The sequence below is a fragment of the Mesorhizobium erdmanii genome (assembly GCF_013170725.1).
Lineage (GTDB): Bacteria > Pseudomonadota > Alphaproteobacteria > Rhizobiales > Rhizobiaceae > Mesorhizobium > Mesorhizobium erdmanii.
On the sequence record NZ_CP033361.1, the window covers coordinates 901642 to 928176 of the forward strand.

Consider the following 26535-nt stretch of genomic DNA (forward strand, 5'->3'; position numbering starts at 1 on the left):
TTTTTGATGATATTCGTAATCGCGCCGAGGACTTTCATGACAAGATTTGGCTTAGATTTTCAAGTAGAAGTTGCGCCAATCTGATGACTTCCTTCGGCTCTTTCATCGCGGCCATGGCGCCGCAAACGATCGACTTGGAAAGCGGGATCCGTCAATGAGACTGACCAAAAATCTGCTGGCCTTGATTGTGCTGGCTGTCGGAGCGGTGTGGTCGTTGCAAGGCATCGGCGTGGTCGGCGGCAGCTTCATGACCGGCCAGTCGCAATGGCTCTATATCGGGCTTGCCGCCATGCTGGTCGGCCTGGCCGGGCTGGTGTGGGCGAACCGTCCTCGGATGTAGAGGGAGCCGTTCGCTCGACCTCGACCTGTCTGCCGTTGCCGCGCCAGTCCTCCACGAGCCAGGAAGAAAGCAGCATGCCGTTCAATGGCGCGATCGACGCAATGAACCGCATCTCACCGATGGCGATCAAATATTCGTCACCACGTGCTGCCTCCGGCGCAGTGCGATCTCACGGTAGAGCGCCTCGGGACTGACGCCTATTTCATGGGCCAGCGTCGACCAATGTCCTCTGGCGGGAAGGCTCCCATGCCAGGAAACCCACGCATCGAGGCGGGCCGCGACTGTCTTGAGTGACAGGATCTCCGACTGCAGCCGCGCCTGCTGGACCTCGTGTGCGAGATGGCGCGCCCAAGCGATCGCCAACTCGGTATCGTTCTCGATCCGGGCGAGCAGCCCGGTGCGTGGAATGGCCCAGGTCACGGCAGCAATCTCCGCTTGGGCCGCGCAATGGTAGGAGGCTGAATACAACGAGGCTTCGGCCAGGATGGAATTTGGACCCGCGCGTTGAAGGATCAGGGCCGACCCGTTGTCCTGATGCCTGACCAGATGAACAACGCCCGAACGCACGACGTGAACGCACCGGACGGGATCACCCAGATGAAACACCGGTGCTCCCGCCGCGAACTCGATCTCGCGGCCTTCCAGACGGTCGAGCAGGGCAATTAGCGGGGGCGACATGATTCCAATCATGTAGCGTTGCTCTACGCTATGGCAAGCATGCCCCGCCAACGGAGCAATTGTCATGATACGCGCACTCGTCCTCGCCGCCTGCCTGATCCCCTCCCTGGCCTGCGCCCAGCAAGCCCAGACAAACGGAGTGGACCACAAGACGATGATGCAGCACATGCAGATGATGGGCGCGCAAGCCGCTGGTGTCTCGGTCCCGACGGAAACGGGCCAAGGCGCGTTCGCGGCGATCCAGGAGATCGTAGCCATCCTCGAGGCTGATCCACATACAGACTGGTCCAGAGTGGACATCGACGCCCTGCGCGCGCATCTCGTCGACATGAGCGCGGTTACCTTGGCCGCCGATGTGAAGAGCGAGCCGGTCGCGGGCGGAACCCGCTTCCTGGTCACGGGTTCGGGAGCCGTTCGGGATTCCGTGCGCCGGATGGTGAAGGCCCATGCGGCGGCGATGAACGAGATCGACGGTTGGCGTTTCGAGGCTTCCGAAATCGACGGTGGCGCATCCCTGACCGTGTGGCCGCCGGCGAAAGATGCCGCCAAACTGCGCGGCCTTGGGTTCTTTGGGCTCATGGCGCAGGGAATGCATCATCAGCAGCACCACCTGATGATCGCGGGCGGCGAAAACCCCCATCTCTGACACGGAGCCGATCCCTTCCGGCCGAAACCGTTTGCTGGAAAGGTCGCGTTCGTGAGGCCTGCAAACCGGATTTGACGACTGGAAGGGACGATCTCCGCAACTGGTAGCGTGGCAGAGAGCGCTGGATAGGCGACCGCGAGCCGCCCCATACGACTTTCTCCATTACCGCAGAAATTCGGTGAATTCGTGCGTCGTCAGCCTACGAATTGGAACAGGCTTCCATGTGCTCGGTCCTAAGTATAGTATTATTATCGAAATAAGGGGGCGATGAACCACCTGACGGGCGGCACCCCGATCCGCCCTCGGGCTACGATGTCTCGGCATATTCCGGGTCGTCTCGGGCCCGCGGCGGCTAGAAAAGAAACAGAATCAAGGCCACTTGGCTTGTAGCGAATGTCACTGGAATTTATCCATGTTGACAGTTCGGTCGCGCATTCCCGGAGTGCCAAGTGTTTTTGGCGCTGAGGATCTCACACCGTCGCATGACAGGGAAATTTTGATTTCATGCTCACAAAAAAGGGGAAGTACGGCCTCAAGGCGCTCGTCCACCTCGCGCGGATGCCGGCCGGGCAGCTCGCTTTCGTCAACGACATCGCGACTGGCAACACCATTCCGAAGAAATTCCTCGACGCCATCCTGGGCGAGCTGCGCAATGCCGGCTTCGTCCAGAGCCGCAAGGGCAAGGATGGCGGCTACCGCCTCGCCCGGCCGGCCGACGAGATCAAGGTCGGCCACGTCGTGCGCGTCCTCGACGGGCCGCTGGCGCCGATCCCTTGCGCCAGCCGCACCCTTTACCAGCGCTGTGAAGACTGCAACGAGGCGACATGCCAAGTCCGACATCTGATGCTCGAGGTCCGGCAGGCGATCGCCGAGGTGCTCGATCAGCGCAGTCTCGCCGAGATGCGCGATATCGGCCTCGACGACCTCCCGGTCACGGTGAAGGTCCAGGCCTGACGCATCTCACAGGGCGGGAGCGCGCATGAGCGGACGCGTCAATTCCATCATCCCCAGTTCCATCATCATCGTCGGCGGTGGCGCCTCGGGTGTCGTGTTGGCCGCGCATCTGTTGAAATCGCCCAATCCGGATCTGCGCGTCACGCTGATCGAGAGGCGGCCGCATTTCGGCCAGGGCATCGCCTATTCGACGCTGCTGTCGGCGCATGTGCTCAATGTCAGCGCCGCCGGCATGAGCGCCTATGCCGACGATCCCGGCAATTTCTGGCGCTGGCTGCAGGGGCATGGCCTGGTGGACCCGGAGCAGACGCCACGGACACCCTTTTACGCGCCCCGCAGCATCTATGCCCGCTACCTCGGCGAATTGCTCGACGACCTCGAAGCCCGCGAACAGCCGACCGGCCGGCTGCGCCTCATCCACGAAGAGAGCCTGTCGATCACGCCGACCACCTCCGGCGTCGAAGTGGCGCTTGCCAACGGCACCAGCGTCGTCGGCCATCTGGCCATACTCGCCACAGGCCATGACGAGCAGCCGACGCAAGGTCATGCGGTCCGCATGGGCTCGGAGGCCGATACGGCACTCGATGCGGACAGCCCAGTCATGGTGCTGGGCACCGGCCTCAGCATGGTCGACGCGTTCCTGGCGCTCGAACAGCGCGGCCACAAGGGCAAGATCGTCGCCGTGTCGCGACGCGGGCTGCTGCCGTCGCCGCACCGCAAGGGCAATCCGATCAAGCTCGACGTCGCCGACATTCCGCTTGGCACCCAGCTGTCCTATTTCGTCGGCTGGTTCCGCGACCTGATCCGTGAGAACCAGGAGGCCGGCATCGACTGGCGCGACGTGGTCGACGGCCTGCGCCCGTTCAACCAGAAGATCTGGCAGAACTGGCCGGCTTCCGCCAAGCGCCGCTTCGTCGAACACACCAAGGCGTGGTGGGACATCCACCGCCATCGGCCAAGCCGGCTATAGGCACCCAGCGACAAGGAAAGGAATGGCCGGAGCAGGGGATGCTTGGATTGGAAGCGGGCTGCACCGGCCATTGCGGGATAGGCTTCGATTGGGATCGTCCTCCGCACCGACCAAGCTATAGATACATTAGCTATCACTCAACTAAGACTGAAGTCCCTGCCGCCGAGGAAAGCCTGGGCAGGAGAAAGCGCGATGCCTTCCCTTGGGAATTGCTTCAAACCAAAGAGCATGTTCCGCCGCCCGATGCCTCGCATGGGCGCGCGCCGAGCCGAACGGATAAGAACCCTCGGCGTCCCCGCGGCCTTCCGCGCTGTATCCAAACCGGAATTTCATTCCGCATCTGGCCGGTCGATTGGCATGATCTATCTTCTATCGCGCGACAAACGGCTGGAAAAGAGACTACGCTGCCGCTCTGCCCACCAACTCAAAAAACAGCGCAAGATGTCATCCGAAAATTACTTCACACTTTTCGGCATCATGCGTTAGGCGGCCGCTTGATCATGGAGCATCCGAATGAGCGAGCAGAAGATCGCCGCGCCTGACAACGGTCCCTCGGACAGCGCAACATCCCGCCTGCGTCCGCCCTATGCCTCGGTGCTCGACCTGATCGGCCAGACGCCGGTGGTCGAGCTGAGCAAATTCGACACCGGCAAATGCCGGCTGTTCATCAAGCTCGAAAGCCAGAATCCGGGCGGCTCGATCAAGGACCGCATCGCGCTGTCGATGATCGCCGCGGCCGAGAAAGAGGGCCGGCTGAAGCGTGGCGGCACCATCGTCGAGGCGACCGCCGGCAATACCGGCCTCGGCCTCGCCCAGGTCGGCATTCCCAAGCGCTACCGCATCGTGCTGGTGGTGCCCGACAAGATGTCGCGCGAAAAGATCCAGCATCTGCGCGCGCTGGGCGCGGAAGTGCGCATGACCCGTTCCGATGTCGGCAAGGGGCATCCCGAATATTACCAGGACATGGCCGAGAAGATCGCGGCCGAGGTGCCCGGCGCCTTCTATGCCAACCAGTTCGCCAATCCGGCCAACCCGCTGGCGCATGAGACGACCACCGGGCCGGAAATCTTTTCGCAGCTAGACGGGCATGTCGACGCGGTGGTGGTCGGCGTCGGCTCCGGCGGTACGCTGACCGGGCTCGGCCGCTACTTTTCGAAAGTGTCGCCGAAGACGGAAATGGTGCTGGCAGATCCGGTCGGCTCGGTGCTGGCGCCGCTGATCAAGACCGGCAAGATGGAAGAGGCCGGCAGTTGGACGGTGGAAGGGATCGGCGAGGATTTCGTGCCGCCCAATGCCGATCTGTCGCTGGTGAAAAAGGCGTATTCCATATCAGACAAGCAGAGCATGCTGGCGGTGCGCGACCTCTTATCGCGCGAAGGCATACTTGCCGGCTCGTCGTCGGGCACGCTTTTGTCGGCCGCGTTGCGCTATTGCCGCGAGCAGACTTCGGCCAAGCGCGTCGTCACCTTCGTCTGCGACAGCGGCAACAAATACCTGTCAAAGGTGTTCGACGATTTCTGGCTGGCCGAGCAGGGCTTGGCCGAGCACGAGCAGCATGGCGACCTGCGCGACCTCGTCATGCGCTCGCACCGCACCGGCGACACCGTTTTCGTCGGCCCGGACGAGAGCCTGCTCAATGCCTATGGCCGCATGCGCCGCTCCGATGTCTCGCAGCTGCCGGTGCTGGACAAGGGCAGGCTGGTCGGCATCGTCGACGAAAGCGATATTCTTGCTCATGTCGATGGTCCCTATGACGGCCGCTGGGAGCGCTTCAACGGTCCGGTGCGCACGGCGATGACTTCCAATCTGCACACGCTGCAGGCCAGCCAGACGCTGGATGCCTTGCTGCCGGTGTTCGACCGCAACGAGGTCGCCATCATCTTCGACGGCGACGAGTTCGTCGGCCTGGTCACCCGCATCGACCTGATCAACCATCTGAGGCGCGCACGATGAGCAGCAACGTATCCGGCAAGAACCGCCTGGCCTTTTCGACGCGCACCATCCATGGCGGCCAGAGCCACGACCCGCTGACCGGTGCGGTCATGGTCCCGATCTATGCCACCTCGACTTACGGCCAGCAGTCGCCCGGCGTGCACAAGGGGTTCGAATACGCGCGCAGCCAGAACCCGACCCGCTTTGCCTTCGAGCGCGCGGTGGCCGACCTCGAAAGCGGCACGGCGGCCTTCGCCTTCGCTTCCGGCCTGGCGGCGATCTCGACCGTGCTGGAACTGCTCGATAGCGGCGCGCATATCGTCGCCACCGACGACATCTATGGCGGCTCGTTCCGGCTGATGGAACGGGTGCGCAAGCGCTCGGCCAATTTGCAAGTCTCCTTCGTCGACTTCACCGACCTTGCGGCCGTCGAAGCGGCGATCCGCCCGGAGACGAAACTGCTGTGGGTCGAGACGCCGACCAACCCGCTGCTGCGCATCGTCGACCTGGAAGGCGTCGCCGCGCTGGCCAAACGCCGGGGTATCCTGTCCGTCGCCGACAACACGTTCTGCAGCCCCTATATCCAGCGGCCGCTGGAGCTCGGCATCGACATCGTCGTCCACTCGACGACCAAATATCTCAACGGCCACTCCGACATGGTCGGCGGCGTGGCTGTCGTCGGCGACAACAAGGAGCTCGCCGCCCAGCTGAAATTCCTGCAGAACGCCATCGGCGCCATTTCGGGTCCGTTCGACAGCTTTTTGGCCCTACGTGGCCTGAAGACGCTGGCATTGCGTATGGAGCGTCATTCGGCCAACGGCCTCAAGATCGCGCAGTGGCTGGAAGCCCGAAAGGATGTACGGCGCGTCCTCTATCCCGGCCTCGCGAGCCACCCGCAGCACCGCATAGCGGTGCAGCAGATGCATGCCTTCGGCGGCATGATTACCGCGGTGCTCGACCGCGACCTCGCTGGCACAAAACGCTTCCTCGAACGCACGCAGCTGTTCACGCTGGCCGAAAGCCTCGGCGGCGTGGAAAGCCTGATCGAACACCCGGCGCTGATGACGCATGGCTCTATCCCCGCCGAGAAGCGGGCGGAGATCGGGATCTCGGATTCGCTGGTGCGGTTGTCGGCGGGGATCGAGGACGGCGATGATTTGATCGCGGACCTGGAGCAGGCTCTGGGGGGATGAATGGGCGCTACTTCTGCGCACGAGCCAATCGCCAAAGCTGGCGCTGCCCCTCACCTGCCTGCCGGCATCCTCTCCCCGTAAACGGGGCGAGGGAACTGTCGTCGCCGGTTTCGCCAATCGCCGGCGGCAACGGTTGGCCCCTTTCGCCCCGTTTACGGGGAGAAATGCCCGGCAGGGCATTGAGGGGCGGCGCCGACGTCTCACGATGAACGGCCCAGTCATCACCCCGGTTGACCTCGCGTCCCATCGGCCCGAATCTAGCGTCGATGGCCACGCGCGAACCCCCAAAACCCACCGAGCCTCTCACCTTCGCGGTGCTGGTGTTTGCCGGCTTTCCGATGATGGCGTTCAGTTCCGTCATCGAGCCGCTGCGCGCCGCCAACATATTGGCGAAGAAGGAATGCTATCGCTGGATCATCGTCGGCGGCACGAAAGGCGCGGTCGAGGCTTCGAACGGCGTCGTCATCCAGCCGGGTTTTTACGCGGAGGAGGCGCCGAAGGTCGACCGCATCGTCGTCTGCTCGGGCGGCGATGCCGATCATCTCGTCGCCGAGGATGCGGCGAGTTGGATCCGCCGCAGCCTGCGCAATGGCGCCCATATCGGCGCGGTGGCCGATGCGGCGTTCTTCCTTGCCCGCGCAGGCCTGCTCGATAGCCATGCCTGCACCTTGCACTGGACCAGCCAGGCCGCTTTCGCCGAGGCCTTCCCCGACATCGAACTGCGGCGCGACCTTTACGTCATCGACCGCAAGCGCTTCACCTCGGCGGGCGGCGTCGGCAGCCTCGACATGATGCTGGAGATCATCACCCGGGATTACGGCGCCGAGCTTGCCGCCGGCGTCGCCGAATGGTTCGTGCACAGCCAGTTGCGCTCCAGCGTCGATCGCAAGCTGATGCCGCTCAGGCTCCGCACCGGCGTGCAGAACGAGCTGGTGCTGTCGGCGATCGCGATCATGGAGGACGCGGTGGAGGAGCGGCTCGGCATGGCGGAACTGACCGCGCGGCTCGGCGTGTCCTCCGACAAGCTCGAACGCTCCTTCCGCTCCGAACTCGCCATCTCGCCCAACGGCTACTACCGGCGGCTCAGGCTGAAACGCGCCGCCGATCTTTTGGCGCATTCGACGCTTGCCGTGCGCGACGTGGCGCTGGCCTGCGGCTTTGCCTCGATGTCGAGCTTTGCGCGGGCCTTTCGCGAGGAGCATGGCCATCCGCCGAAGTTGGCGCGGCGGCATTAGGCGGCGGTCGCTGACACTGGGAGACGTTGGCGGGACAGCGCCCCCCTCTGTCCTGCCGGACATCTCCCCCACAAGGGACCCACAAGGGGGGAGATCAGCTGGCACCGCCGCCTTCGCCAATATCCCCCTGAAGACCAAGGCGCGGCAGACGAAGCTGCCAATCTCCCCCCTCGTGGGGGAGATGCCCGGCAGGGCAGAGGGGGGCGTGAATGATCGCGACGTGGCCGATTGGTCAGCGGCATCCCGCACAACAAACGCGGTTTTTCGCACAATGCCGCCGACGCTGCTGCGCCATGCTCAGCCTTCCCAACAGACCCAAGGCCAGGCACCCATGAGCATCGTCGTATTCGACCCCGACAGCACCGAGGACGTCGACTTCAAGGACCGCATGCGCCACCCCGCGGCGGCCGATGCGGCGGGCGGCATGTGGCTGTCGGACACCGAGCCGTCCTTCATCGACGCGGATGCCTTGCGCAAAGGCCGGCTGGCCAAACTGCGCGGCTGGATGCGCGACGCCGGCTATGGCGCGGTCGTGCTGCTCGACCCCTACAACCAGCGCTACGCCACCGGCTCGCGCAACATGTTCGGCTATTTCCTGCGCAACTCGACGCGCTATTTCTTCATCCCGACCGATGGGCCGATCGTGCTGTTCGAATACCCGCAGAGCTACCATGTCTCGATGGTGCTCGACACGATCGACGAGGCGCGGCCTTCCAAGCTGGTCTGGTCGTCGGTCTCCGGCCGCGACGACGAAACCGCCGGGCCGTTCGCCGACGAGATCGCCGAGCTTCTGAAAAAACTTGGCGGCGGCTCGATGAAGCTCGGGCTCGACCGCTGCAGCCATCTGCAGGCCCTCGCCTTGGAAAAGCGCGGCTGCGAGGTCAAGGATTGCCAGGGCGAAATCCTGGCGGTGCGCGCGGTGAAGACGCCGGAGGAAGTGAAATGCCTGCAGGTGTCGATGGCCGGCGCCGAGGCCGCCGTCTATGCGGTGCGCGAGGCGATCAAGCCGGGCGTCTCCGAAAACGAGCTGTTCGCCATCATGTATGGCGAGGTCATCCGCCAGGGCGGAGAGTTCATCGAGACACGGCTGTTGACCTCGGGCCAACGCACCAATCCGTGGTTCAACGAAGCCAGCGGGCGAAAAATCCGGCCGGGCGAGCTGCTGGCGCTCGATACCGACACGATCGGCTGCTACGGCTATTACTCGGATTTCTCGCGCACCTTCCGCTGCGGACCAGGCAAGCCGACGCCTTACCAGAAGTCGCTCTACCAGATGGCGCATGACCAGGTTCAGCACAATATTTCGATCGTCAAGCCCGGCATGGCGTTCCGCGAGATCGCCGAGAAGGCGTGGAAGATTCCCGACCGCTTTGTCGACCAGCGCTACACATCGGTCATGCATGGCGTCGGCATGCATGGCGAGACACCGTTCATCGCCCATGCCATGGATTACGAGACCTATGGCCGCGACGGCCATATCGTGCCAGGCATGGTGGTGAGCGTGGAAAGCTATATCGGCGAGAAGGGCGGCCGCGAGGGCGTCAAGCTGGAGGACGAAATCCTGATCACCGAGACGGGCACGGAGCTTCTGTCGCGCTTTCCCTATGAGGATGAGTTTCTGGAGGGGCGGGCTTGAGTCTCACTGCGATTAGCACGACCGCCCCTCATTTCGTCATCCTAGGGCGGAGCAAGGAGCGCAGCGACGCGGCGCAGACCCTAGGATCCATGCCGGGACTCCAACGCGCTACCACGGCGCAGATTCTGCTCCGTTGCGCCATTCGATTGACGTCACGGAATGGATCCTCGGGTCTCCGCGACGCCGCTTCGCGGCTGCTTCGCCCGTGGATGACGACGTTGGGGAGGCCCCGGCCAATCGTCACCGCTTGCGCCAACCCGCTGAAAGCAACGATGTCGGCTTTTGACCAGCCTGCCAACCGTCAGACCGATTCAGCCTGCAATCCAGGCGCCTCCGCATGAAGTCTCCCATCGCCATCAAGCGCGGTACCGTGGCCGCGATCTTCATCGACCTGCAGGAAGAGCACCGGCAGGACCCGCGCTACCTCGTCGAGGGCTATGGAAAGATTCTCGCCAACGTCCAGCGCCTGCAGGCGGCGGCGCGCGCCCACCACGTGCCGCTCCAGCACTGGGCCTATATCGTCGATCTCGACAGCCAGGACCGGCCCTTTCATCCCGTCGGCGCCGACGGCAAGTCCGCCTTCTCCGACAAGAGCGATCCGCTGACCGAAATCTGCCATGAAGTAGCGCCGGCCGAGGGCGAGGCGCTGCTGATCAAGGCCGAGGCCAGCGCTTTTCGCAACGGTTCGGCGGCCGACCAACTCAAGGCTTCCGGCATCGAATGGCTGGTCATATCAGGCGTGTGGACAGAGGCCTGCATCGATGCCTCGGTCAAGGATGCCGTGGCAAAGGGCTTTCGCGTGCTTCTGGTCAAGGATGCCTGCGGCAGCGGCAGTGCGGCCATGCACCAGACCGGCATCCTCAACCTCGCCAACCGGCTCTATGGCGGCGCCGTCACCGACACGGAGGGCGCCTGCCGGCTGCTGGCCGGCGAGACGGTCACGGTCTGGCAGGTCGAAGGTTCGGTGCCGCTGCGCTTCAGCTTCGACGATGCGGCCCGGCTCTACGCGGATCTATGACGCGCGAATCCATGACGATTGGGGGCATGAGCAAACGCGGCAAATACGAAGACCGGCTCGATCCGGCGCTGTGGGCGTATATCGACAGCGTCAACGCCTGGTATCCGCCCGAGGTCGCCGGTCTGCCGATCGGCAGGCAGCGCGACGTCTACGACCGGATGTGCCGGGCCTTCCATCGGGCCTATCCGCCAAAGGTCACTGCCATAGACCACGTGATCGGCGGCGGCGGCTTCGCTGTTCCGGTCAGGCGCTACCAACTCCACGGCAAGGCCCCGCGCGCGTCGGTTGTCTACTATCACGGCGGCGGCTTCATCCTCGGCGGGCTCGACAGCCATGACGACATCTGTGCCGAGCTTTGTGCCGGCACCGGTTTCGAGGTGCTGTCGGTCGATTACCGGTTGGCGCCGGAGCACCCGCATCCCGCCGCGTTCGACGACGCGCTGGCCGCCTTCAGCTGGGTGGCTGGCACGAGCAGCCTGCCGATCGTGCTCTGCGGTGAGAGCGCCGGCGGCAATCTCGCGGCCGCGGTGGCGCAAGCGGCGCGCCGGTATGTCAGGGCGGCGGTCGGCCAGGTGCTGATCTATCCCGGCCTCGGCGGCGACGAGAGCAAGGGTTCCTATGTCGAGCATGCCGAGGCGCCGCTGCTGTCGCTCGGTGACATCGCCTTCTACCGCGATGTCCGCTCGGGCAAGCGGCAGTCCCCTGACGACCCCACATTCTCGCCGTTGCGCGACAGCGACTTTTCCGGCCTGCCGCCGACGGTGATCCTCACGGCCGAATGCGACCCGCTGTCATCCGACGGCGAAACCTATCGCGACCGCATTGTCGCGGCCGGCGGCAAGGCCTGGTGGCACGAAGAACCCCGTCTCGTGCATAGTTTCTTGCGCGCCCGCACCACGGTTCCCGCTGCCGCTGAGGCCTTCGCGCGGATCATTGAATCACTTGCAGCGCTTGGCCGAGGCGAGTGGCCGTATTGAGAGCTACGACGCCGTGGCCGCGCTTGCTTCGGAGGCTTTCAGCCAGAGCGCCTTTTCGCCGAGCGTGGCGACCATGGCGGCGTGAGCGGCACGCTCGGCTTCGGTCAGGCGCGGCGGCAATGGCGCCGGCCGCTCGGCGGCAATGATTTCGATGTGGCGGACATTTTCGCCGCCCTGCGCCGGCCCGGTGCTGTCGAGGATAAGCGCCGCCTGCTTGCCGCCGATCAGCTCGATATAGACCTCGGCCAGCAATTCGGAATCGAGCAGCGCGCCGTGCTTGGTGCGCTTGGCGTTGTCGATGCCGTAGCGCCGGCAGAGCGCGTCGAGCGAATTGGGGCCCATCGGGTGTTTGCGTCGCGCCAGCGCCAGCGTGTCGACGACAAGTCCGGGATCGACGTTCGGATGGCCAAGCCGGCCGAATTCGACATTGAGGAAACCGATATCGAAGGTGGCGTTGTGGGCAACCAGCTTGGCGCCGTCGATGAAGTCGAGCCATTCCTGCGCGATGTCGGCAAAGGTCGGCTTGCCCTGAAGGTCCGCCGCGCTGATGCCGTGCACGGCCTGCGCCTCGGCATGGATCGCACGGCCTTGCGGGTTGATGTAGTGGTGGAACGTCCTGCCGGTCGGGAAACGGTTGACCAACTCGACGCCGCCCAGCTCGATCACGCGGTCGTCGCGCGCATCAAGGCCGGTGGTTTCCGTGTCGAAGATGATCTCGCGCATCGAATCAGTTTGCTCCTTGGGGAGCAGAATCACGAGACCGGAACAAAATGGCAATGGAAAACGCGGCTGCCCGAGGCAATCACTACAGGTTTGCGCTGACGGTCAGCTGGTCACGGCGATAGCCGTTGTAAGGGCCAGGCTTTGCTATCCGACCAGTTCGACAATGATCGCGTCGACCTGGGCACGCGCGGCGTCCAGACCCTGGCCGGTGTCGATGACGAAATCCGCCAGCCTGCGCTTCTCGGAATCCGGCACCTGCTTGGCCAGGATCGACGCCAGCTTTTCTTCCGTCATGCCCGGCCGCGCCAGCACACGCTGGCGCTGGATTTCAGCCGGTGCCGTGACGACCACGACCTTGTCGACGCGGTCACGGCCGCCGGTTTCGAACAGCAGCGGAATGTCGAGCACAACGATCGATTCGCCTGCGGTACGATGCCTGGCCAGAAAGGCATCGGCATCGGCGCGTACCAGTGGATGGACGATGGCCTCCAGCGCCTTCAGGGCGGCGGCATCGCCAAGCACGCGCGCGCCGAGCTTCACGCGATCGACCACGCCACCAACGGTCGTTCCGGGAAACGCCGCCTCGACCAAGGGCGCTGCCTTGCCGGCATAGAGGCGATGCACCGTCTCGTCGGAATCATGGACCGGCACGCCGGCATCGGCGAACATCCTGGCCGTCGTCGACTTGCCCATGCCGATCGAGCCGGTGAGGCCGAGCACGATCATGGTTTGGCGACCGAAGACTGGGGTACTAGATCAGCGACGATGATGGCGCGCAATTCAGGCGTCACCTGTGGCCTGACGCCGAACCAGTGTTCGAAACCCGGCACCGCCTGGTTGAGCAGCATGCCGAGACCGTCGACGGCCTTCAGCCCCCGGGCGCGGGCGGCGGCGAGCAGCGGCGTTTCGAGCGGCACATAGACAAGGTCGGTGACGATGGCGTGGTCCGGCAGCAAGGTAGGATCGGCGGCGAGGCCTTCATTGCCGACCATGCCGAGCGCGGTGGTGTTGACCAGCAGGCCGGCGTCGGCAAGCAATTCGCTGGTCGCCGCCGTGCCATGCGCCGAAACACCGGCGCCGAAACGGTCGCGCAATTCCTGCGCCCGGGCGAGCGTGCGGTTGACGATTCTGATGTCGCTGAAACCACGTTTCTTCAGCGCCTGGATGACGGCGCGCGACGCGCCGCCGGCGCCGAGTACCACCGCGGGTCCCGTCTCCGCCCAGCCCGGCGCGTAATCGTCGAGATTGGCGGCAAAGCCGTGGCCGTCGGTGTTGCCGCCCCACAGCACGCCGTCCTCGAACCACAGCGTATTGACGGCGCCGATCTCTTCCGCCGCCTGGTCGCGGCGGTGGGCAAGAGCGAAGGCTGCTTCCTTGTGCGGAATGGTGACATTGCCGCCGCAAAAGCCATTTGCCTGCAATGTCGCGATGAACTCGGCAAAATCCTGGGGCGCGACATCGATCGCCTCATAGCTGCCGTCGATGCCATGCCTGGCCAGCCAGTGGCCATGGATCTTGGGCGAGCGCGAGTGCTTGATCGGATGCCCGATGACGAAAGCCTTCCTGGTCGCCTCAGCCATCGATGGCTCCTAGTGTGCGCAGTTCGGCGAGCAGCGGCAAAAGCGGCAGGCCGACAATGGTGAAATGGTCGCCCTCGATCTCAGCGAAGAGCTGTATGCCCTCGCCTTCGATCTGGTAGGCGCCGACGCTGGCCAGCGCCTTGGTGCCAACGCGGGCGAGGTGCCGGCCGATGAAGCCGGGGTCGAGCTTGCGCATGGTCATCGAGGCGATGCCGACATGCCGCCACAACACCTTGCCGTCACGCACCAGAACAGCCGCGCTGTTGAGCTGATGGGTCTTGCCCGACAGCGCCAGCAGATGGCGCCGCGCGCCTTCCATGTCTGCCGGCTTGTGGAACACTTCGTCGCCGAGCGACAAGGTCTGGTCGCAGCCAAGCACCAGTGCGCCGGGCCGGCGTTCGCTGACCTCCGTGGCCTTGGCCTCGGCCAGCACCAGCGCGACGTCCTCGGGTGAAACGCCGCTGTCCTGCAACGGCGCCTCGAGCGAGCGCTCATCGACGTCGGCCGGAACCGCCTCAATGTCGAGCCCGGCATTGACGAGCATCGCCTTGCGGAACGGGCTGCCGGAAGCGAGGATGATTTTTTCGGTCATTTTAGCACTCGGGCGCAGACACAGGCGCGGTTGGGGTATGGGCTTTGATTTGCGAAGTCAGCGCCGCCCCTCATTGTCCTGCCGGACATTTCTCCCCGTATAGAGACGGGGAGAAAAAGCAGCTTCAGCGCCGGCGATTGGCGAAAACGTCGATCGCAGCGCCCCTCTCCCCGTCACTATACGGGGAGAGGATGCTGGCAGGCAGGTGAGGGGCGGTGCCGAGTTTCCGCTAAGAAGTCTCGGAAAATACACTCTCGCTCGTCTACCGCGTCTTCCCCCGCAGGGCAACGATGGCCGCCGCCGTTTCCTCGATCGAGCGGCGGCTGACGTCGATCATCGGCCAGCCGTGGCGCGTGCAGATCTGGCGGGCATAGGCGAGCTCTTCGCTGATGGCGGCACGGTCGACATAATCGGTCGCCTCAAAAGAACTGCTGTTGCCGAGGACGCGGTTCTGGCGAACATGCGAAATGCGCTCGGCGGTGGCGATCAGCCCGACGATCAGCGGCTTGGAGGCGCTGACCAGGCTTTCGGGCACCGGCACGCCGAGCACGATCGGAATGTTGGCGGTCTTGATGCCTCGGTTGGCGAGATAGATGCTTGTCGGCGTCTTCGAGGTCCGCGATATGCCGATCAGCACGATATCGGCATCGTCCATATTGGCCGGCAGCTGGCCGTCATCATGCTCCATGGTGAAGTTCAACGCATCAATGCGGCGGAAATATTCGGCGTCGAGGACATGCTGCGCGCCGACGCGGCGGCCGGCGGGCGTGCCGAGATAGGACTGGAAGACGGTCAGCACCGGCTCCAGCACGGAGACGCAAGGCAGGCCCATGGCCGCGCAGCGCTCGTCGATGCCGCGCGCCAGCTTCTGATCGACGACCGTATAGAGAATGATGCCCGGCTCCTCCTCGATGTCCTCGAACACCTTGGCCACCTGCTTTTCAGTGCGGATGAGTGGATAGATGTGCTCGATGGCGCGGGCATCCTTGTATTGCGCCGAGGCCGCGCGCCCGGCGGCGAGCAGCGTTTCGCCGGTCGCGTCGGAAATCAGGTGCAGGTGAAAGAAGCTTTGAGGTTTGTTCACAGGAATCACCTGGCGCTGTGGGCTTGTGTGGATAAGACGGGACGGCAAGTCGAGGCGACGGCAAGCGACTGTATCAGATGCCGGTTTGTCCACAATTCGGTCCTCTGTCAGCTTCGCCAGGCGGCTGGGGACAAATCTGGGGACGGCTTGCTTTGCCTTTCAGCCATCCACAGGGCAGGCTTTTTCCATGGCGATCTAACCCTTTGACTCCGATGACGGATTCGGGACTATCCCCAAAGCCCTGCTTCCGGGAGAACGATGCGCGCGACAATATGCTGGCTGGCTTTTTGGCTGGCGAAGCGGGACAGGTGACAACCACCACAACCAACAGACTCTTAGAATCAGAAGAATCTTAGATATAAGAATCTTTAGATATAGGAAGGCTGGGAGAGGCGAGCATTCGATGCCCAAAAGCCGGATCATGCTGGACGTCCTGAAGGGCGAGGCTCATTTTCCGCCTCCGCTCTGGATGATGCGCCAGGCTGGGCGCTATCTGCCGGAGTATCGTGAAACACGCAGGCGCGCCGGTTCGTTCCTCGATCTCTGTTATGATCCCGACCTTGCCGTTGAAGTGACGTTGCAGCCGATCGAGCGCTTCGGCTTCGACGCATCGATCCTGTTCTCCGATATTCTTGTCGTTCCGCATGCGCTTGGCCGTGACGTTCGCTTCGAAGAGGGAAGAGGACCGCTGCTGACGCCGATTTCCGCGGCCGAGATCGCGGCTCTGCAAGGTGATGTGTTTCACGTGAATCTCGAACCGGTCTACGAGACGGTTCGCCGGTTGCGGGCGAAGCTGCCTGACGAGACCACGCTGATCGGCTTCTGCGGCGCGCCATGGACGGTGGCGACTTACATGATTGCCGGCCATGGAACGCCCGACCAAGCGCCGGCGCGGCTGTTTGCCTATCGCGAGCCCGAGGCGTTCCAACAGCTGCTGAAGGTGTTGGCCGACCATTCGGCCGCATATCTGATCCGGCAGATCGAGGCCGGCGCCGACGTCGTGCAGATTTTCGATTCCTGGTCCGGGGTGCTGGACGATGCGACGTTCGACCAGTTTTGCGTCTGGCCGGTGGCCGAGATCGTCAGGCAGGTTCGGGCGGCCCATCCCGATGTGCCGATCATCGGCTTTCCCAAGGGCGCCGGCGCCCGCTATCGCACCTATCGCCAGAAGACCGGCGTGACGGGGCTGGGGATAGACTGGACGGTGCCGCTGGCGGCAGCAAAGGACTTGCAGCGCTCGGGTGCCGTTCAGGGCAATCTCGATCCCTTGCGTCTCGTGGCTGGCGGCAAGGCGCTGTCGGATGGCGTCGATTCCATCCTGAAGGCATTGGGAGAGGGGCCGCTGATCTTCAATCTCGGCCACGGTATCACGCCGGAGACGCCGATCGCGAATGTCGAGGCAATGGTGAAACAGGTGAGGAGCGCGGTACGCTGATGGCTGAGATGAACGACACCAACAGCACCGGCCAGGCGATGATGCGCATGGTCATCAGCGTCGGCGTCCTGATCGTGCTGACGGCGCTTCTGTTCTTCTTCGCGCCCGACAGCTTCTATCCCTGGGCAAAGGCAATCCATATCCTTGCCGTCATCTCCTGGATGGCGGGCATGCTCTATCTGCCGCGGCTGTTCGTCTATCATGTCGACGCCGAGAAGGGCTCGGTGCAGTCGGAAACCTTCAAGGTGATGGAGCGGCGCCTGCTGCGCGGCATCATCAACCCGGCGATGATCGGCACCTGGGTGTTCGGCCTGTGGCTCGCCTGGAAAGGCTTCGGTTTCCAGGGCGGCTGGCTGCACACCAAGATTGCCCTGGTGCTGCTGTTATCGGCCGTTCACGGCTATCTCGCCGGCGCGGTGCGCAAATTCGCCAGGGATGACAACGAAAAGCCGGCCCGGCACTGGCGGATCGTCAACGAGATCCCCACATTGCTGATGATCGCAATCGTGATCCTGGTTGTCGTCAAGCCGTTCTGAGGCATGACGCCCCAAAAGTGGTCCCGGTTTCGGACAACAACATGCGCAAGTATTTCAAGGCTTTTGCGCCGAGCAAAACGCGGCTTGCTCTTTCACCCGGCGGACGATAAAAGACGGGTCTTCCTTCCCGTCATGCGCCGCCCCTCATTGTTTTCGGCCGCGCCCGGCATTTGTCGCATCCCGCCGATATTTTTTCCCAAAGCTCACCCAGAGTCCGTCTATGCAAGAAATGAAACTTACCGAATTCAAGAACAAGAAGCCGCCAGAGCTGATCGCTTATGCCGAATCGCTCGAGGTGGAGAACGCCAGCGTCATGCGCAAGCAGGAGCTGATGTTCGCGATCCTGAAGAAGCTGGCCGCCCAGGACATCGAGATCATCGGCGACGGCGTGGTCGAAGTGCTCCAGGACGGTTTCGGCTTCCTGCGCTCGGCCAATGCCAACTATCTGCCAGGTCCCGATGACATCTATATCTCGCCGTCGCAGATCCGGCGCTTTTCGCTGAAGACCGGCGATACGGTCGAAGGGCCGATCCGCAGCCCGAAAGAGGGCGAGCGCTATTTCGCACTGCTCAAGGTCAACACCATCAATTTCGACGATCCCGAAAAGATCCGCCACAAGATCCATTTCGACAATCTGACGCCGCTCTATCCGACCTCGCGGCTGAAGATGGAGGTCGACAGCCCGACGACCAAGGACATATCGTCCCGCGTCATCGACCTGGTGGCGCCGATCGGCAAGGGCCAGCGCGCGCTGATCAACGCGCAGCCGCGCACCGGTAAGACGGTTCTGCTGCAGAACATCGCACACTCGATCACCGCCAATCACCCCGAATGCTATCTGATCGTGCTTTTGATCGACGAGCGGCCCGAGGAAGTGACCGACATGCAGCGCTCGGTGAAGGGCGAGGTGATCTCCTCGACCTTCGACGAGCCGGCGGTGCGCCACGTGCAGGTCGCCGAAATGGTCATCGAAAAGGCCAAGCGCCTGGTCGAGCATGGCCGCGACGTCGTCATCCTGCTCGATTCCATCACCCGCCTCGGCCGCGCCTACAACACCGTGGTGCCGTCATCCGGCAAGGTGTTGACCGGCGGTGTCGACGCCAACGCGCTGCAGCGGCCGAAGCGCTTCTTCGGCGCCGCCCGCAACATCGAGGAAGGCGGTTCGCTGACCATCATCGCCACCGCGCTGATCGACACCGGCAGCCGCATGGACGAAGTCATCTTCGAAGAGTTCAAGGGCACCGGCAACTGCGAAATCCAGCTCGACCGCAAGGTCGCCGACAAGCGCATCTATCCGGCCATCGACATCTTGAAGTCCGGCACCCGCAAGGAAGACCTGCTCGTGCCCCGCGCGGACCTGCAGAAGATCTTCGTGCTGCGCCGCATCCTGGCGCCGATGGGAACCACCGACGCGATCGAGTTCCTGATCGACAAGCTGAAGCAGACCAAGACCAACGGCGATTTCTTCGATTCGATGAATACGTAGGTCTGCCCGAACCTTCCGGCCGCATTGGAGCCCCATTCCGGGAAACCGGGATGGGGTTTTTCATTGCATGGGACGCCGAGTCGCATTCCCGATATCGGGAGGCCGTATGCCGAAGCGGCAGTGTCCTCTTTATGGGAGAACTCGCACTTGCGAATGCAGGAAACAGCGACTTGGAAAAGACCATCCCGACCTTGATCGGCTTTTCGGCGATCCTGACCTGGTCTTTTCTGGCGTTGCTTTCGACGGCCGCCGGCCCGATACCGCCCTTTCAATTGGCCGCGATGACGTTTCTGCTGGGATCCCTGGTTGGCGCGGGCAGCTGGACTTTCCGACCGGGCGCGATCCAATCGCTGCGGCAGCCGTGGAAGGTCTGGGCGACTGGCGTTGCAGGGCTGTGCATCTATCATTGCGCGTATTTCTTCGCGATTCAGTCGGCGCCGCCGGTCGAGGTCAGTCTGATCGCGTATCTCTGGCCGTTGCTGATCGTTGTCTTCGCCGCCTTCCTGCCGGGCGAAAGACTGAAGCTTCATCACGTCGTCGGTGTTGTTCTCGGTCTCGGCGGCGCCATCGTCGTCATCACCAAAGGCGGCACGATCGGCCTTGCCAATGGCGTGATGAAGGGCCATGTCATCGCGCTGTTCTGTGCCTTCGTCTGGGCCGGCTATTCGGTGCTTTCGCGTCGTTTCGGCCAGGTGCCCACCGATGTGGTGGCCGGCTATTGCTTCATCACGGCAGTGGTCGCCATGACGCTGCATTTGACACTCGAGACCACGGTGTGGCCGCAGACGGCGACACAATGGAGCGCGATCCTGATTCTCGGTGCGATCCCTCTCGGTGCTGGCTTCTATGCCTGGGACTATGGCTGCAAGCATGGGGACATCATGATCCTCGGCGCGCTCTCCTACGCCGCGCCGCTGTTTTCGGTCATCGTGCTGTTGGCGGCCGGCTTCGGTGTCTTCCACTGGTCGGTCGCGCTTGCTTGCGTTCTGATCACCATTGGCGCCGTGACCGCCGCCAAGGATCTGCTGTTCAGGCCAAGGCAAGCGGCAGCGGCGGCTGAAACGACGCTTGTCCCGAGGTCGCAGGCAGACGCGTCATGACGTTATTGACGGCGCAGGAGGCGGTCGAGCTCTTGCGGATCTGTGACGACGGGGAGGCAGACCTGACCTGTACAAAGCCAGGCGCCCGCCTTGTCGGTTGGCGGCAGGATGCCCCCTGGCAACGAAGGTCGATTCGCCTCCGAACCAATCGCGACGAAAATGTCGACACGGCGCGGATCAGGGCATCGATTCGCAACCGGAACAAGCTTTGGATTCTCCGCGCTATCCACGATGACCAGTTTCAGCGGCTCGATGGCCAGGGCGCAGGCGTTGACGATTCCGGCCTGGCCATAGGCCTGGTGCGCCGCGCGGCCGGCTGCGTGTTCGGCGATCTTCCAGGCCCTTTCCCCGAGGTCGAGATCGCCGGTAACGGAAGCGAGCCGCACCAGCGCCCCAATAATCTGGCTGGTGGCTGAAGAAATCGCTTCGTCGACATCGCCCCGGATACGGATCGGCACATCCGTGCTGTCCGAAGCGGTGAGATAATAGCCAGTGCCGGCGGCGTCGGTGTGCCAATGGTCGAGCTGTTCAATGAAGCGGCTGGCTTGATCGACATAGCTCCACTTGCCCGACGCCTCGAACAGCGAGATCGCCGCATTGGCCATCGCGGCATAGTCGCTGGACAGAGCGGGAAAGAGTTTCCTGACGCCGAGCATGGAATGCGGCAAGCGGTTGTCGCGGCTGGCGGAGCTGATATGGGCAAACGCCTTGGCGGCAGCGTCGATCCAGTCGGGCCGGGCCAGCGAGCGGCCGGCTTCGGCAAGGGCCGCAATCATCTGGCCGTTCCAGTCGGTGAGGGTCTTTGCATCCAGGCCAGGTCTCACCCGTGCTTCCCGGGCAGCGAGAAGACTGGCCTTGAGTGGAATGAGTTTCTCGTGATCAAGCACGCTTTGGGCTTGCTGGGACCGGGTTTGATGGATCACCGGCTTGCCTTCCCACCCATGCGGGCTGGAGAGCGTGAAGTATTTGAAAAACAATGCAGAATCGTCACCTAAGACGGCCTCGATCTCTTGCCGGTTCCAGGTGTAGAAAAGCCCTTCCTCGCCATCGCTGTCGGCGTCGAGGCTGGCGGCGAAGGCACCGTCGTCGACGCGCATTTCACGCAACAGCCATGCGACGGTGTCTTCGATTCGTACCCGGAACAAATCGTTGCCGCTCGCCGAAAAGGCCCAGCTGCAGAAACGGATCAGCTCCGCATTGTCGTAGAGCATCTTTTCAAAATGCGGCACCAGCCATTCCGCGTCGGTCGAATAGCGGCTGAGCCCGCCGCCTATATGGTCGTAGATGCCGCCGCTCAGCATCTGTTCGAGGCTGACAAGCACCGCGTCGCGGTGCGATGCGTTGCCGTCGCGCAGCCAGGACAGCCAGAGGGTGAGCATGAACGGCGCGTTGGGGAATTTCGGAGCGCCGCGCAGGCCGCCAAGGTCAAGGTCGACCATGCCGCCGACGCGGCCGGCGAGATCGGTGAGCGTGCCGCGATCGAGAAGCGCCTTGGCATGCGTACCCGACAGCCGCGCCTCGACATGGGATGTCAGGCCGTCGGCGCTTTGATCGAGGCTTGCCCGCTTCTCGCGCCATGCCTTGTCGACCGCTTCCATCACCTGGATGAAGCCCGGGCGGCCATAGCGCGGCTCGCGTGGAAAATAGGTGCCGCCCCAGAATGGCTTGCCATCCGGTGTCAGGAACATGGTCAGCGGCCAGCCGCCTTGCTCGCCCATCGAGGAGAGCGCTGCCATATAGATCTGGTCGATGTCGGGGCGCTCCTCGCGGTCGACCTTGATATTGACGAACAGACGGTTCATGACGGCGGCGACGTCATCATTCTCGAAGCTTTCATGCGCCATGACATGGCACCAGTGGCAGGCGGCATAGCCGACGGAGAGCAGGATCGGGCGATCGAGCGTCCTTGCCTCTTCCAGCGAAGCCGGGGACCACGCCCGCCAATGAACGGGATTGCCGCTGTGCTGCTGCAGATAGGGGCTGGCTTCGTCGGCAAGCAGGTTCTGCGCGGGCAATGTCACGATGAGGAAACTCGGGTTGTCTCGAAGGCGCGAAGCTAGGGCGGTTCAACAGAGCGGGCAAATGATTTCAGGCGATTCGATCGTTGCGTTGTCGAGCGGCCGGCTTCCTGCCGGCGTTGCCGTCCTGCGCATCTCCGGCCCCCAGACTCGATTCGTTATCGAAACGATTGCCGGCGGGATGGTTAAGGAGCGCGCGGCGGTGCTGCGCAAGTTCCGGGCGCCGGATGGCAGCGTGCTGGACAGCGGCCTCGTCGTCTTCTTTCCCGGCCCAGCTAGCTTTACCGGTGAGGATGTCGGCGAATTCCATGTCCATGGCGGCCGCGCCGTGGTGGCCAGGATGCTGGAGACGATCACTGGTTTCGAAGGCGTCAGGCATGCGGAACCCGGTGAATTCACCCGCCGCGCCTTTCTCAACGGCAAGCTCGACCTGGTCGAGACCGAGGCACTCGCCGACCTGGTCAATGCCGAGACCGAGGCGCAGCGCCGCTTCGCCATTCAGAATGCCGACGGCGTACAGAGTAATCTCTACACAGGCTGGCGTCGCCGGCTGATCCACGCCCGGGCGATGATCGAGGCGGAGATCGACTTTGCCGACGAGGACGACGTGCCCGGTTCCGTTTCGGATACGGTTTGGTCCGACGTTAAGGCGTTGACGGGCGAAATCGATCGCCACATTGCCGGATTTTACGCCGCTGAGATCATCCGTGACGGTTTCGAGGTGGTGATTCTTGGCGCGCCGAATGCCGGCAAGTCGAGCCTGTTCAACACCTTGGCGCGGCGCGATGCAGCTATTGTAACGGATGAGCCCGGCACGACGCGGGATCTGCTGGAAGTGGTGCTGGACCTCAATGGATTGCGCGTCAGGCTGACGGATACGGCCGGCTTGCGCGAAGCGCCCGGCAAGGTCGAAGCGATCGGCATCGAGAAGGCGAAGGCCAAGGCCGATCGCGCCGATCTTCTGTTGCTGCTGGAAGACGTTTTGGTGCCCCGGGATATCGGACAGGTATCGGCAGCGGCACCCCTGTTGCGCGTCGGCACGAAGCTCGACTTGTTGGAGGGGCAGGCGGCCGGCAGTGCGCCCGATAGGTATGACCTCGTTATTTCAATCGTGGACGGCACAGGGGTGGAGGCGCTGCTGGCAGAAATTGGTCGTCGCGCCGCTGCCGCGGCTGGTAATATTGGTGATATTTTGCCGTCCCGGCTGCGCCATGTCGAATTGCTCGGAGAAACAGTCCGCCATCTGCTTCGCGCCACGGACAATGGCGCCGCGGGTCAGGAATTGCGCGCCGAGGAATTGCGGCTGGCGGCGGATCGCCTGGGCCGGATCGTCGGCGCCATTGATGTCGAGGATATGCTCGACGTGATCTTCGCGCAGTTCTGCATCGGGAAATGATTCACGTGAAACAAGTACTTGGTCGGACAGGGGTCGCATGCGGTGCTTGACGCGTGCCTTGTCCTGCAAACGGAGACATCAACCATTTCGTCATCCGATGGCGAAGCAAGGAGCGAGGCGATGCGGCGCAGACCATAGGATCCATGCCGGGACTCCGAAGTTGTCACCACGGTGCAGAATCTCGCTCGGCCGCACCTCACGACTGCGGTCGCGGCATGGATCCTCGGGTCTCCGCGACGCCGCTGCGCGGCTGCTCCGCCCGTGGATGACGAACTTGGGACGCTTCGGCGATCCCTTGCCGTGACTCACGTGAAACACTTGCAGCGGCGGTGACTCACGTGAAACATGGCCTGGTACGGCTGAAACATGGCCTGGTACGGCCTCCAGCCTGTTTCACGTGAAACTTATAGCGAAGTTTCCTTGACAGTCTTGCCTTGCGGGGACATGTGTCCCTCTCTTTTCTTCGAGTCCGGGATCTGGAAATGACCGATCACTATGATGTGGTTGTGGTGGGCGGCGGCCATGCAGGTTGCGAGGCGGCCAGTGCCGCCGCTCGCGCCGGTGCTCGGACCGCGCTGGTGACCTTGCGCTTCGACACGATCGGCGTGATGTCATGCAATCCGGCGATCGGCGGGCTCGGCAAAGGCCATCTTGTCCGTGAGATCGACGCCATGGACGGCCTGATGGGTCGGGTGGCGGATGCGGCGGGCATTCAGTTCCGCTTGCTCAACCGCCGCAAGGGACCGGCTGTTCGCGGACCACGCACGCAGGCCGACAGGAAGCTGTATCGCCTGGCGATGCAGGAAGCGATTCGGGCCCAGAACGATCTCGATGTGGTCGAGGCCGAAGTCCTGGATTTCGAGATCGCCGAAGGACGGATCGCCGCGGTTATTTTGGCCGACGGCCGCAGGTTTGCCTGCGGCGCCGTGGTTTTGACGACCGGTACTTTTCTACGCGGTCTCATTCATATCGGCGAGAAGAAGATTGTCGCCGGCCGCATGAATGAGCAGGCGAGCCTCGGTCTGTCGGCGACAATGGACCGTGCGGGCTTCAGGCTCGGACGCCTGAAGACCGGCACGCCGCCAAGGCTGGATGGAAAGACCATCGACTGGGCTTCTCTGGAAAGCCAGGCGGCGGATGAGAATCCGGTGCCGTTCTCGCTGATGACCGATCGCATAGAAACGCGGCAGATCGAGTGCGGCATCACACGCACGACCACCGCGACGCATGAGCTGATCCGCGCCAATCTCGGCCGTTCCGCCATGTATTCCGGCTCGATCGAAGGCATTGGGCCGCGTTATTGCCCGTCGATCGAGGACAAGATCGTCAAGTTCGGCGATCGTGACGGCCACCAGATCTTCCTGGAGCCGGAAGGGCTCGACGACGACACCGTCTACCCGAATGGTATTTCGACGTCGCTGCCGCAGGATGTCCAGCTCGATATACTGAAGACCATCCCTGGACTGGAGCGTGCGGTGATGCTGCAGCCCGGCTATGCCATTGAATATGATCATGTCGATCCGCGCGAATTGCATCAGACGCTTGAGACCAAGCGCGTCGGCGGCCTCTTTCTGGCGGGACAGATCAATGGCACGACCGGATATGAAGAAGCGGCTGGTCAAGGCCTGCTCGCCGGCCTCAACGCTGCGCGGTGCGCCTCAGGCGGCGAACAGATCGTGCTCAGCCGTACCGAGGCTTATATCGGCGTGATGGTCGACGATCTCACCAGCCGCGGCATCAGCGAGCCCTATCGGATGTTTACCTCGCGTGCCGAGTTCCGGCTGTCGCTGCGCGCCGACAATGCCGATGAGCGGCTAACGCCGCTGGCGGCAAGGCTCGGAATTGCCTCGGCGGCGCGGATGCAGCGTTATGGCGACGTCATGCAGCGTCTCGATGAGGCCCGGCAGTTGGCGAACGCGCTGACAATGACGCCCAACGAGGCGGCGCGACACGGGCTGGAGATCAACCGCGACGGCGTGCGCCGCTCCGGCTACGAGTTGCTGGCCTATCCCGACGTCGATGTTGCCTGGCTGACCAGGGTCGAGCCGAGGTTCGGTGCGATCGATGCCAAGACCGCGGAGCGGCTCGAAACGGAAGCGAAATATTCGGTCTATCTCGAGCGGCAGAAGAGCGACGTCGCGCAAATCCGCAACGAAGAGAGCCGTCTGATCCCCGATACGGTCGATTTTGCCGGCGTGCCGGGCCTGTCCAATGAATTGAAGCAGAAGATGCAGGCGCGGCGGCCGCGTTCCATCGCCGACGCGCAGCGCATGGAAGGCATGACGCCGGCGGCGCTGGCGATCATCGTCGCGCATGTCCGGCACCATGAAAGCGGGCAGGGGCCGCAGGCTTCGCAAAGAGACGTTGCGTGAGCCCTGTCTCCTGGAAAAGCCTGCAGGACGCAGCCGGCCCCGTTTCACGTGAAACATTCGATCGCCTGGTGGCGTTCGAAGCGATGTTCCAGAAATGGAACCGCAGCATTAATCTTGTGGCGCAATCCACAGCCGGCGATGTCTGGCAGCGCCACATATTGGACAGCGCGCAGCTGGCGCGCATTGAGCCCAATGCCGTGCACTGGGTCGACATCGGTTCGGGCGGTGGATTTCCCGGGCTGGTCATGGCTTTTCTGCTGGCAGAGCGGCCGGGGGCCAGCATCGATCTGGTCGAAAGCAACCGCAAGAAGGCATCGTTCCTGCAGACCGTCATCGGCCAGTTCAGCCTGCCGGCGCGGGTCGTGGCGCGGCGGATCGAGGACAGCCATGCGCTTGTTTCGCAACCGCAAATCGTCACCGCACGCGCCCTCGCCGCGCTTTCGACCTTGCTCGAGCTGACGTCGCCCTGGCTGATATCAGGCGCGCGCGGACTGTTCCACAAAGGCCGGGATTATCGCGCGGAGGTGCAAGAAAGCGTTAACCGATGGGCCTTCGATCTGGTAGAACATCCCAGTGTGACGGACCCACAAGGCGTCATCCTGGAACTGTCTGACCTGCGACCTGTCTGACCTTC

24 protein-coding genes and 1 pseudogene are annotated in these 26535 nt (G+C 63.3%); 18 read left to right on the forward strand and 7 right to left on the reverse strand.

The annotated features are described in order from the left end of the window. Positions 1-154: 154 nt before the first annotated feature. Positions 155-340, forward strand: coding sequence for a hypothetical protein (locus EB233_RS04245; protein ID WP_064990908.1), 186 nt, complete (start codon positions 155-157; stop codon positions 338-340). 126 nt (positions 341-466) lie between these two features. Here the strand turns inward: EB233_RS04245 and EB233_RS04250 are convergent, their stop codons facing one another. Continuing rightward, entirely contained in the window at positions 467-1084 is a 618-nt protein-coding gene (locus EB233_RS04250; RefSeq protein ID WP_171892208.1) for a Crp/Fnr family transcriptional regulator, read from the reverse strand. Between EB233_RS04250 and EB233_RS04255 the strand changes: the two genes are divergently transcribed. The 10 genes and pseudogenes from EB233_RS04255 to EB233_RS04300 all read left to right on the forward strand — a co-directional run bounded on the left by EB233_RS04255 (position 1083) and on the right by EB233_RS04300 (position 11579). Beyond that, complete coding sequence (locus EB233_RS04255; RefSeq protein ID WP_081294218.1) at positions 1083-1664, forward strand: hypothetical protein; 582 nt, start codon at positions 1083-1085, stop codon at positions 1662-1664. The two genes, EB233_RS04250 and EB233_RS04255, sit on opposite strands and share 2 nt — an antisense overlap. A gap of 504 nt (positions 1665-2168) precedes the next feature. Next, on the forward strand, positions 2169-2618 hold the full coding sequence (locus EB233_RS04260) for an RrF2 family transcriptional regulator (RefSeq protein ID WP_027054860.1): 450 nt from the start codon (positions 2169-2171) through the stop codon (positions 2616-2618). Positions 2619-2643: 25 nt separating this feature from the next. Further along, positions 2644-3573: pseudogene (locus tag EB233_RS04265) on the forward strand (FAD/NAD(P)-binding protein); the annotation flags it as partial. A gap of 53 nt (positions 3574-3626) precedes the next feature. Next, complete coding sequence (locus EB233_RS04270) at positions 3627-4130, forward strand: hypothetical protein (protein ID WP_155765417.1); 504 nt, start codon at positions 3627-3629, stop codon at positions 4128-4130. After that, the gene (locus EB233_RS04275; RefSeq protein WP_064990909.1) at positions 4102-5541 is read left to right on the forward strand and encodes a pyridoxal-phosphate dependent enzyme; all 1440 of its coding nucleotides are present in this window, start codon (positions 4102-4104) and stop codon (positions 5539-5541) included. The genes EB233_RS04270 and EB233_RS04275 overlap by 29 nt, the downstream gene beginning before the upstream one ends. Further along, entirely contained in the window at positions 5538-6713 is a 1176-nt protein-coding gene (locus EB233_RS04280; protein ID WP_064990910.1) for a trans-sulfuration enzyme family protein, read from the forward strand. The genes EB233_RS04275 and EB233_RS04280 overlap by 4 nt, the downstream gene beginning before the upstream one ends. A gap of 266 nt (positions 6714-6979) precedes the next feature. Continuing rightward, entirely contained in the window at positions 6980-7948 is a 969-nt protein-coding gene (locus EB233_RS04285) for a GlxA family transcriptional regulator (protein WP_064990911.1), read from the forward strand. A gap of 331 nt (positions 7949-8279) precedes the next feature. Beyond that, positions 8280-9584 (forward strand): M24 family metallopeptidase, encoded by a 1305-nt coding sequence (locus EB233_RS04290; protein ID WP_064991223.1) that lies wholly within the window; start codon positions 8280-8282, stop codon positions 9582-9584. Positions 9585-9921: 337 nt separating this feature from the next. After that, positions 9922-10602 carry an isochorismatase family protein gene (locus tag EB233_RS04295; protein ID WP_064990912.1) on the forward strand — a complete coding sequence of 227 codons (681 nt, stop codon included), beginning with the start codon at positions 9922-9924 and terminating at the stop codon, positions 10600-10602. A gap of 26 nt (positions 10603-10628) precedes the next feature. Next, positions 10629-11579 (forward strand): alpha/beta hydrolase, encoded by a 951-nt coding sequence (locus EB233_RS04300; protein WP_064991224.1) that lies wholly within the window; start codon positions 10629-10631, stop codon positions 11577-11579. A gap of 3 nt (positions 11580-11582) precedes the next feature. Here the strand turns inward: EB233_RS04300 and dnaQ are convergent, their stop codons facing one another. The 5 genes from dnaQ to EB233_RS04325 form a co-directional block, all read right to left on the reverse strand. Further along, the gene (gene dnaQ / locus EB233_RS04305) at positions 11583-12302 is read right to left on the reverse strand and encodes a DNA polymerase III subunit epsilon (RefSeq protein WP_064990913.1); all 720 of its coding nucleotides are present in this window, start codon (positions 12300-12302) and stop codon (positions 11583-11585) included. Positions 12303-12446: 144 nt separating this feature from the next. Continuing rightward, positions 12447-13028: a dephospho-CoA kinase gene (gene coaE, locus EB233_RS04310; RefSeq protein WP_064990914.1), complete on the reverse strand. Its 582-nt coding sequence runs from the start codon at positions 13026-13028 to the stop codon at positions 12447-12449. Further along, on the reverse strand, positions 13025-13882 hold the full coding sequence (locus EB233_RS04315; protein WP_064990915.1) for a shikimate dehydrogenase: 858 nt from the start codon (positions 13880-13882) through the stop codon (positions 13025-13027). Before EB233_RS04315 ends, coaE begins: the two co-directional genes overlap by 4 nt. Beyond that, positions 13875-14474 (reverse strand): Maf-like protein, encoded by a 600-nt coding sequence (locus EB233_RS04320; RefSeq protein ID WP_064990916.1) that lies wholly within the window; start codon positions 14472-14474, stop codon positions 13875-13877. The genes EB233_RS04315 and EB233_RS04320 overlap by 8 nt, the downstream gene beginning before the upstream one ends. Before the next feature lie 262 nt (positions 14475-14736). Continuing rightward, entirely contained in the window at positions 14737-15558 is an 822-nt protein-coding gene (locus EB233_RS04325; protein ID WP_064990917.1) for a pyruvate, water dikinase regulatory protein, read from the reverse strand. A 403-nt stretch (positions 15559-15961) separates the two neighbouring features. On the opposite strand from EB233_RS04325, the gene hemE reads away from it, so the two are divergent. The 4 genes from hemE to yddG all read left to right on the forward strand — a co-directional run bounded on the left by hemE (position 15962) and on the right by yddG (position 20115). Then, a complete protein-coding gene (gene hemE / locus EB233_RS04330) occupies positions 15962-16993 on the forward strand; it encodes a uroporphyrinogen decarboxylase (RefSeq protein ID WP_064990918.1) in 1032 nt (343 codons plus the stop codon). Further along, positions 16993-17529, forward strand: a complete 537-nt coding sequence (gene hemJ, locus EB233_RS04335; protein WP_064990919.1) for a protoporphyrinogen oxidase HemJ — start codon at positions 16993-16995, stop codon at positions 17527-17529. The genes hemE and hemJ overlap by 1 nt, the downstream gene beginning before the upstream one ends. A gap of 220 nt (positions 17530-17749) precedes the next feature. Further along, the gene (gene rho / locus EB233_RS04340; protein ID WP_081294219.1) at positions 17750-19015 is read left to right on the forward strand and encodes a transcription termination factor Rho; all 1266 of its coding nucleotides are present in this window, start codon (positions 17750-17752) and stop codon (positions 19013-19015) included. A 170-nt stretch (positions 19016-19185) separates the two neighbouring features. Beyond that, positions 19186-20115, forward strand: coding sequence for an aromatic amino acid exporter YddG (gene yddG / locus EB233_RS04345; protein WP_081294220.1), 930 nt, complete (start codon positions 19186-19188; stop codon positions 20113-20115). Between the two features lie 2 nt (positions 20116-20117). On the opposite strand, the gene EB233_RS04350 is transcribed toward yddG, so the two are convergent. After that, a complete protein-coding gene (locus tag EB233_RS04350; RefSeq protein WP_064990921.1) occupies positions 20118-22136 on the reverse strand; it encodes a thioredoxin domain-containing protein in 2019 nt (672 codons plus the stop codon). A 61-nt stretch (positions 22137-22197) separates the two neighbouring features. Between EB233_RS04350 and mnmE the strand changes: the two genes are divergently transcribed. From mnmE to rsmG, 3 genes are all read left to right on the forward strand, one after another. After that, the gene (gene mnmE / locus EB233_RS04355) at positions 22198-23529 is read left to right on the forward strand and encodes a tRNA uridine-5-carboxymethylaminomethyl(34) synthesis GTPase MnmE (RefSeq protein WP_064990922.1); all 1332 of its coding nucleotides are present in this window, start codon (positions 22198-22200) and stop codon (positions 23527-23529) included. 482 nt (positions 23530-24011) lie between these two features. Beyond that, positions 24012-25901: a tRNA uridine-5-carboxymethylaminomethyl(34) synthesis enzyme MnmG gene (gene mnmG, locus EB233_RS04360; protein ID WP_064990923.1), complete on the forward strand. Its 1890-nt coding sequence runs from the start codon at positions 24012-24014 to the stop codon at positions 25899-25901. Next, complete coding sequence (gene rsmG, locus EB233_RS04365; RefSeq protein ID WP_064990924.1) at positions 25898-26530, forward strand: 16S rRNA (guanine(527)-N(7))-methyltransferase RsmG; 633 nt, start codon at positions 25898-25900, stop codon at positions 26528-26530. The genes mnmG and rsmG overlap by 4 nt, the downstream gene beginning before the upstream one ends. Positions 26531-26535 lie beyond the last annotated feature (5 nt).

Coding starts and splice junctions, on each gene's coding strand:
- EB233_RS04245 (WP_064990908.1), top strand. CDS start 155: ATGAGACTGACCAAAAATCTGCTGGCCTTGATTGTGCTGGCTGTCGGA.
- EB233_RS04255 (WP_081294218.1), top strand. CDS start 1,083: ATGATACGCGCACTCGTCCTCGCCGCCTGCCTGATCCCCTCCCTGGCC.
- EB233_RS04250 (WP_171892208.1), bottom strand. CDS start 1,084: ATGACAATTGCTCCGTTGGCGGGGCATGCTTGCCATAGCGTAGAGCAA.
- EB233_RS04260 (WP_027054860.1), top strand. CDS start 2,169: ATGCTCACAAAAAAGGGGAAGTACGGCCTCAAGGCGCTCGTCCACCTC.
- EB233_RS04270 (WP_155765417.1), top strand. CDS start 3,627: ATGCTTGGATTGGAAGCGGGCTGCACCGGCCATTGCGGGATAGGCTTC.
- EB233_RS04275 (WP_064990909.1), top strand. CDS start 4,102: ATGAGCGAGCAGAAGATCGCCGCGCCTGACAACGGTCCCTCGGACAGC.
- EB233_RS04280 (WP_064990910.1), top strand. CDS start 5,538: ATGAGCAGCAACGTATCCGGCAAGAACCGCCTGGCCTTTTCGACGCGC.
- EB233_RS04285 (WP_064990911.1), top strand. CDS start 6,980: ATGGCCACGCGCGAACCCCCAAAACCCACCGAGCCTCTCACCTTCGCG.
- EB233_RS04290 (WP_064991223.1), top strand. CDS start 8,280: ATGAGCATCGTCGTATTCGACCCCGACAGCACCGAGGACGTCGACTTC.
- EB233_RS04295 (WP_064990912.1), top strand. CDS start 9,922: ATGAAGTCTCCCATCGCCATCAAGCGCGGTACCGTGGCCGCGATCTTC.
- EB233_RS04300 (WP_064991224.1), top strand. CDS start 10,629: ATGAGCAAACGCGGCAAATACGAAGACCGGCTCGATCCGGCGCTGTGG.
- dnaQ (WP_064990913.1), bottom strand. CDS start 12,302: ATGCGCGAGATCATCTTCGACACGGAAACCACCGGCCTTGATGCGCGC.
- coaE (WP_064990914.1), bottom strand. CDS start 13,028: ATGATCGTGCTCGGCCTCACCGGCTCGATCGGCATGGGCAAGTCGACG.
- EB233_RS04315 (WP_064990915.1), bottom strand. CDS start 13,882: ATGGCTGAGGCGACCAGGAAGGCTTTCGTCATCGGGCATCCGATCAAG.
- EB233_RS04320 (WP_064990916.1), bottom strand. CDS start 14,474: ATGACCGAAAAAATCATCCTCGCTTCCGGCAGCCCGTTCCGCAAGGCG.
- hemE (WP_064990918.1), top strand. CDS start 15,962: ATGCCCAAAAGCCGGATCATGCTGGACGTCCTGAAGGGCGAGGCTCAT.
- hemJ (WP_064990919.1), top strand. CDS start 16,993: ATGGCTGAGATGAACGACACCAACAGCACCGGCCAGGCGATGATGCGC.
- rho (WP_081294219.1), top strand. CDS start 17,750: ATGCAAGAAATGAAACTTACCGAATTCAAGAACAAGAAGCCGCCAGAG.
- mnmE (WP_064990922.1), top strand. CDS start 22,198: ATGATTTCAGGCGATTCGATCGTTGCGTTGTCGAGCGGCCGGCTTCCT.
- mnmG (WP_064990923.1), top strand. CDS start 24,012: ATGACCGATCACTATGATGTGGTTGTGGTGGGCGGCGGCCATGCAGGT.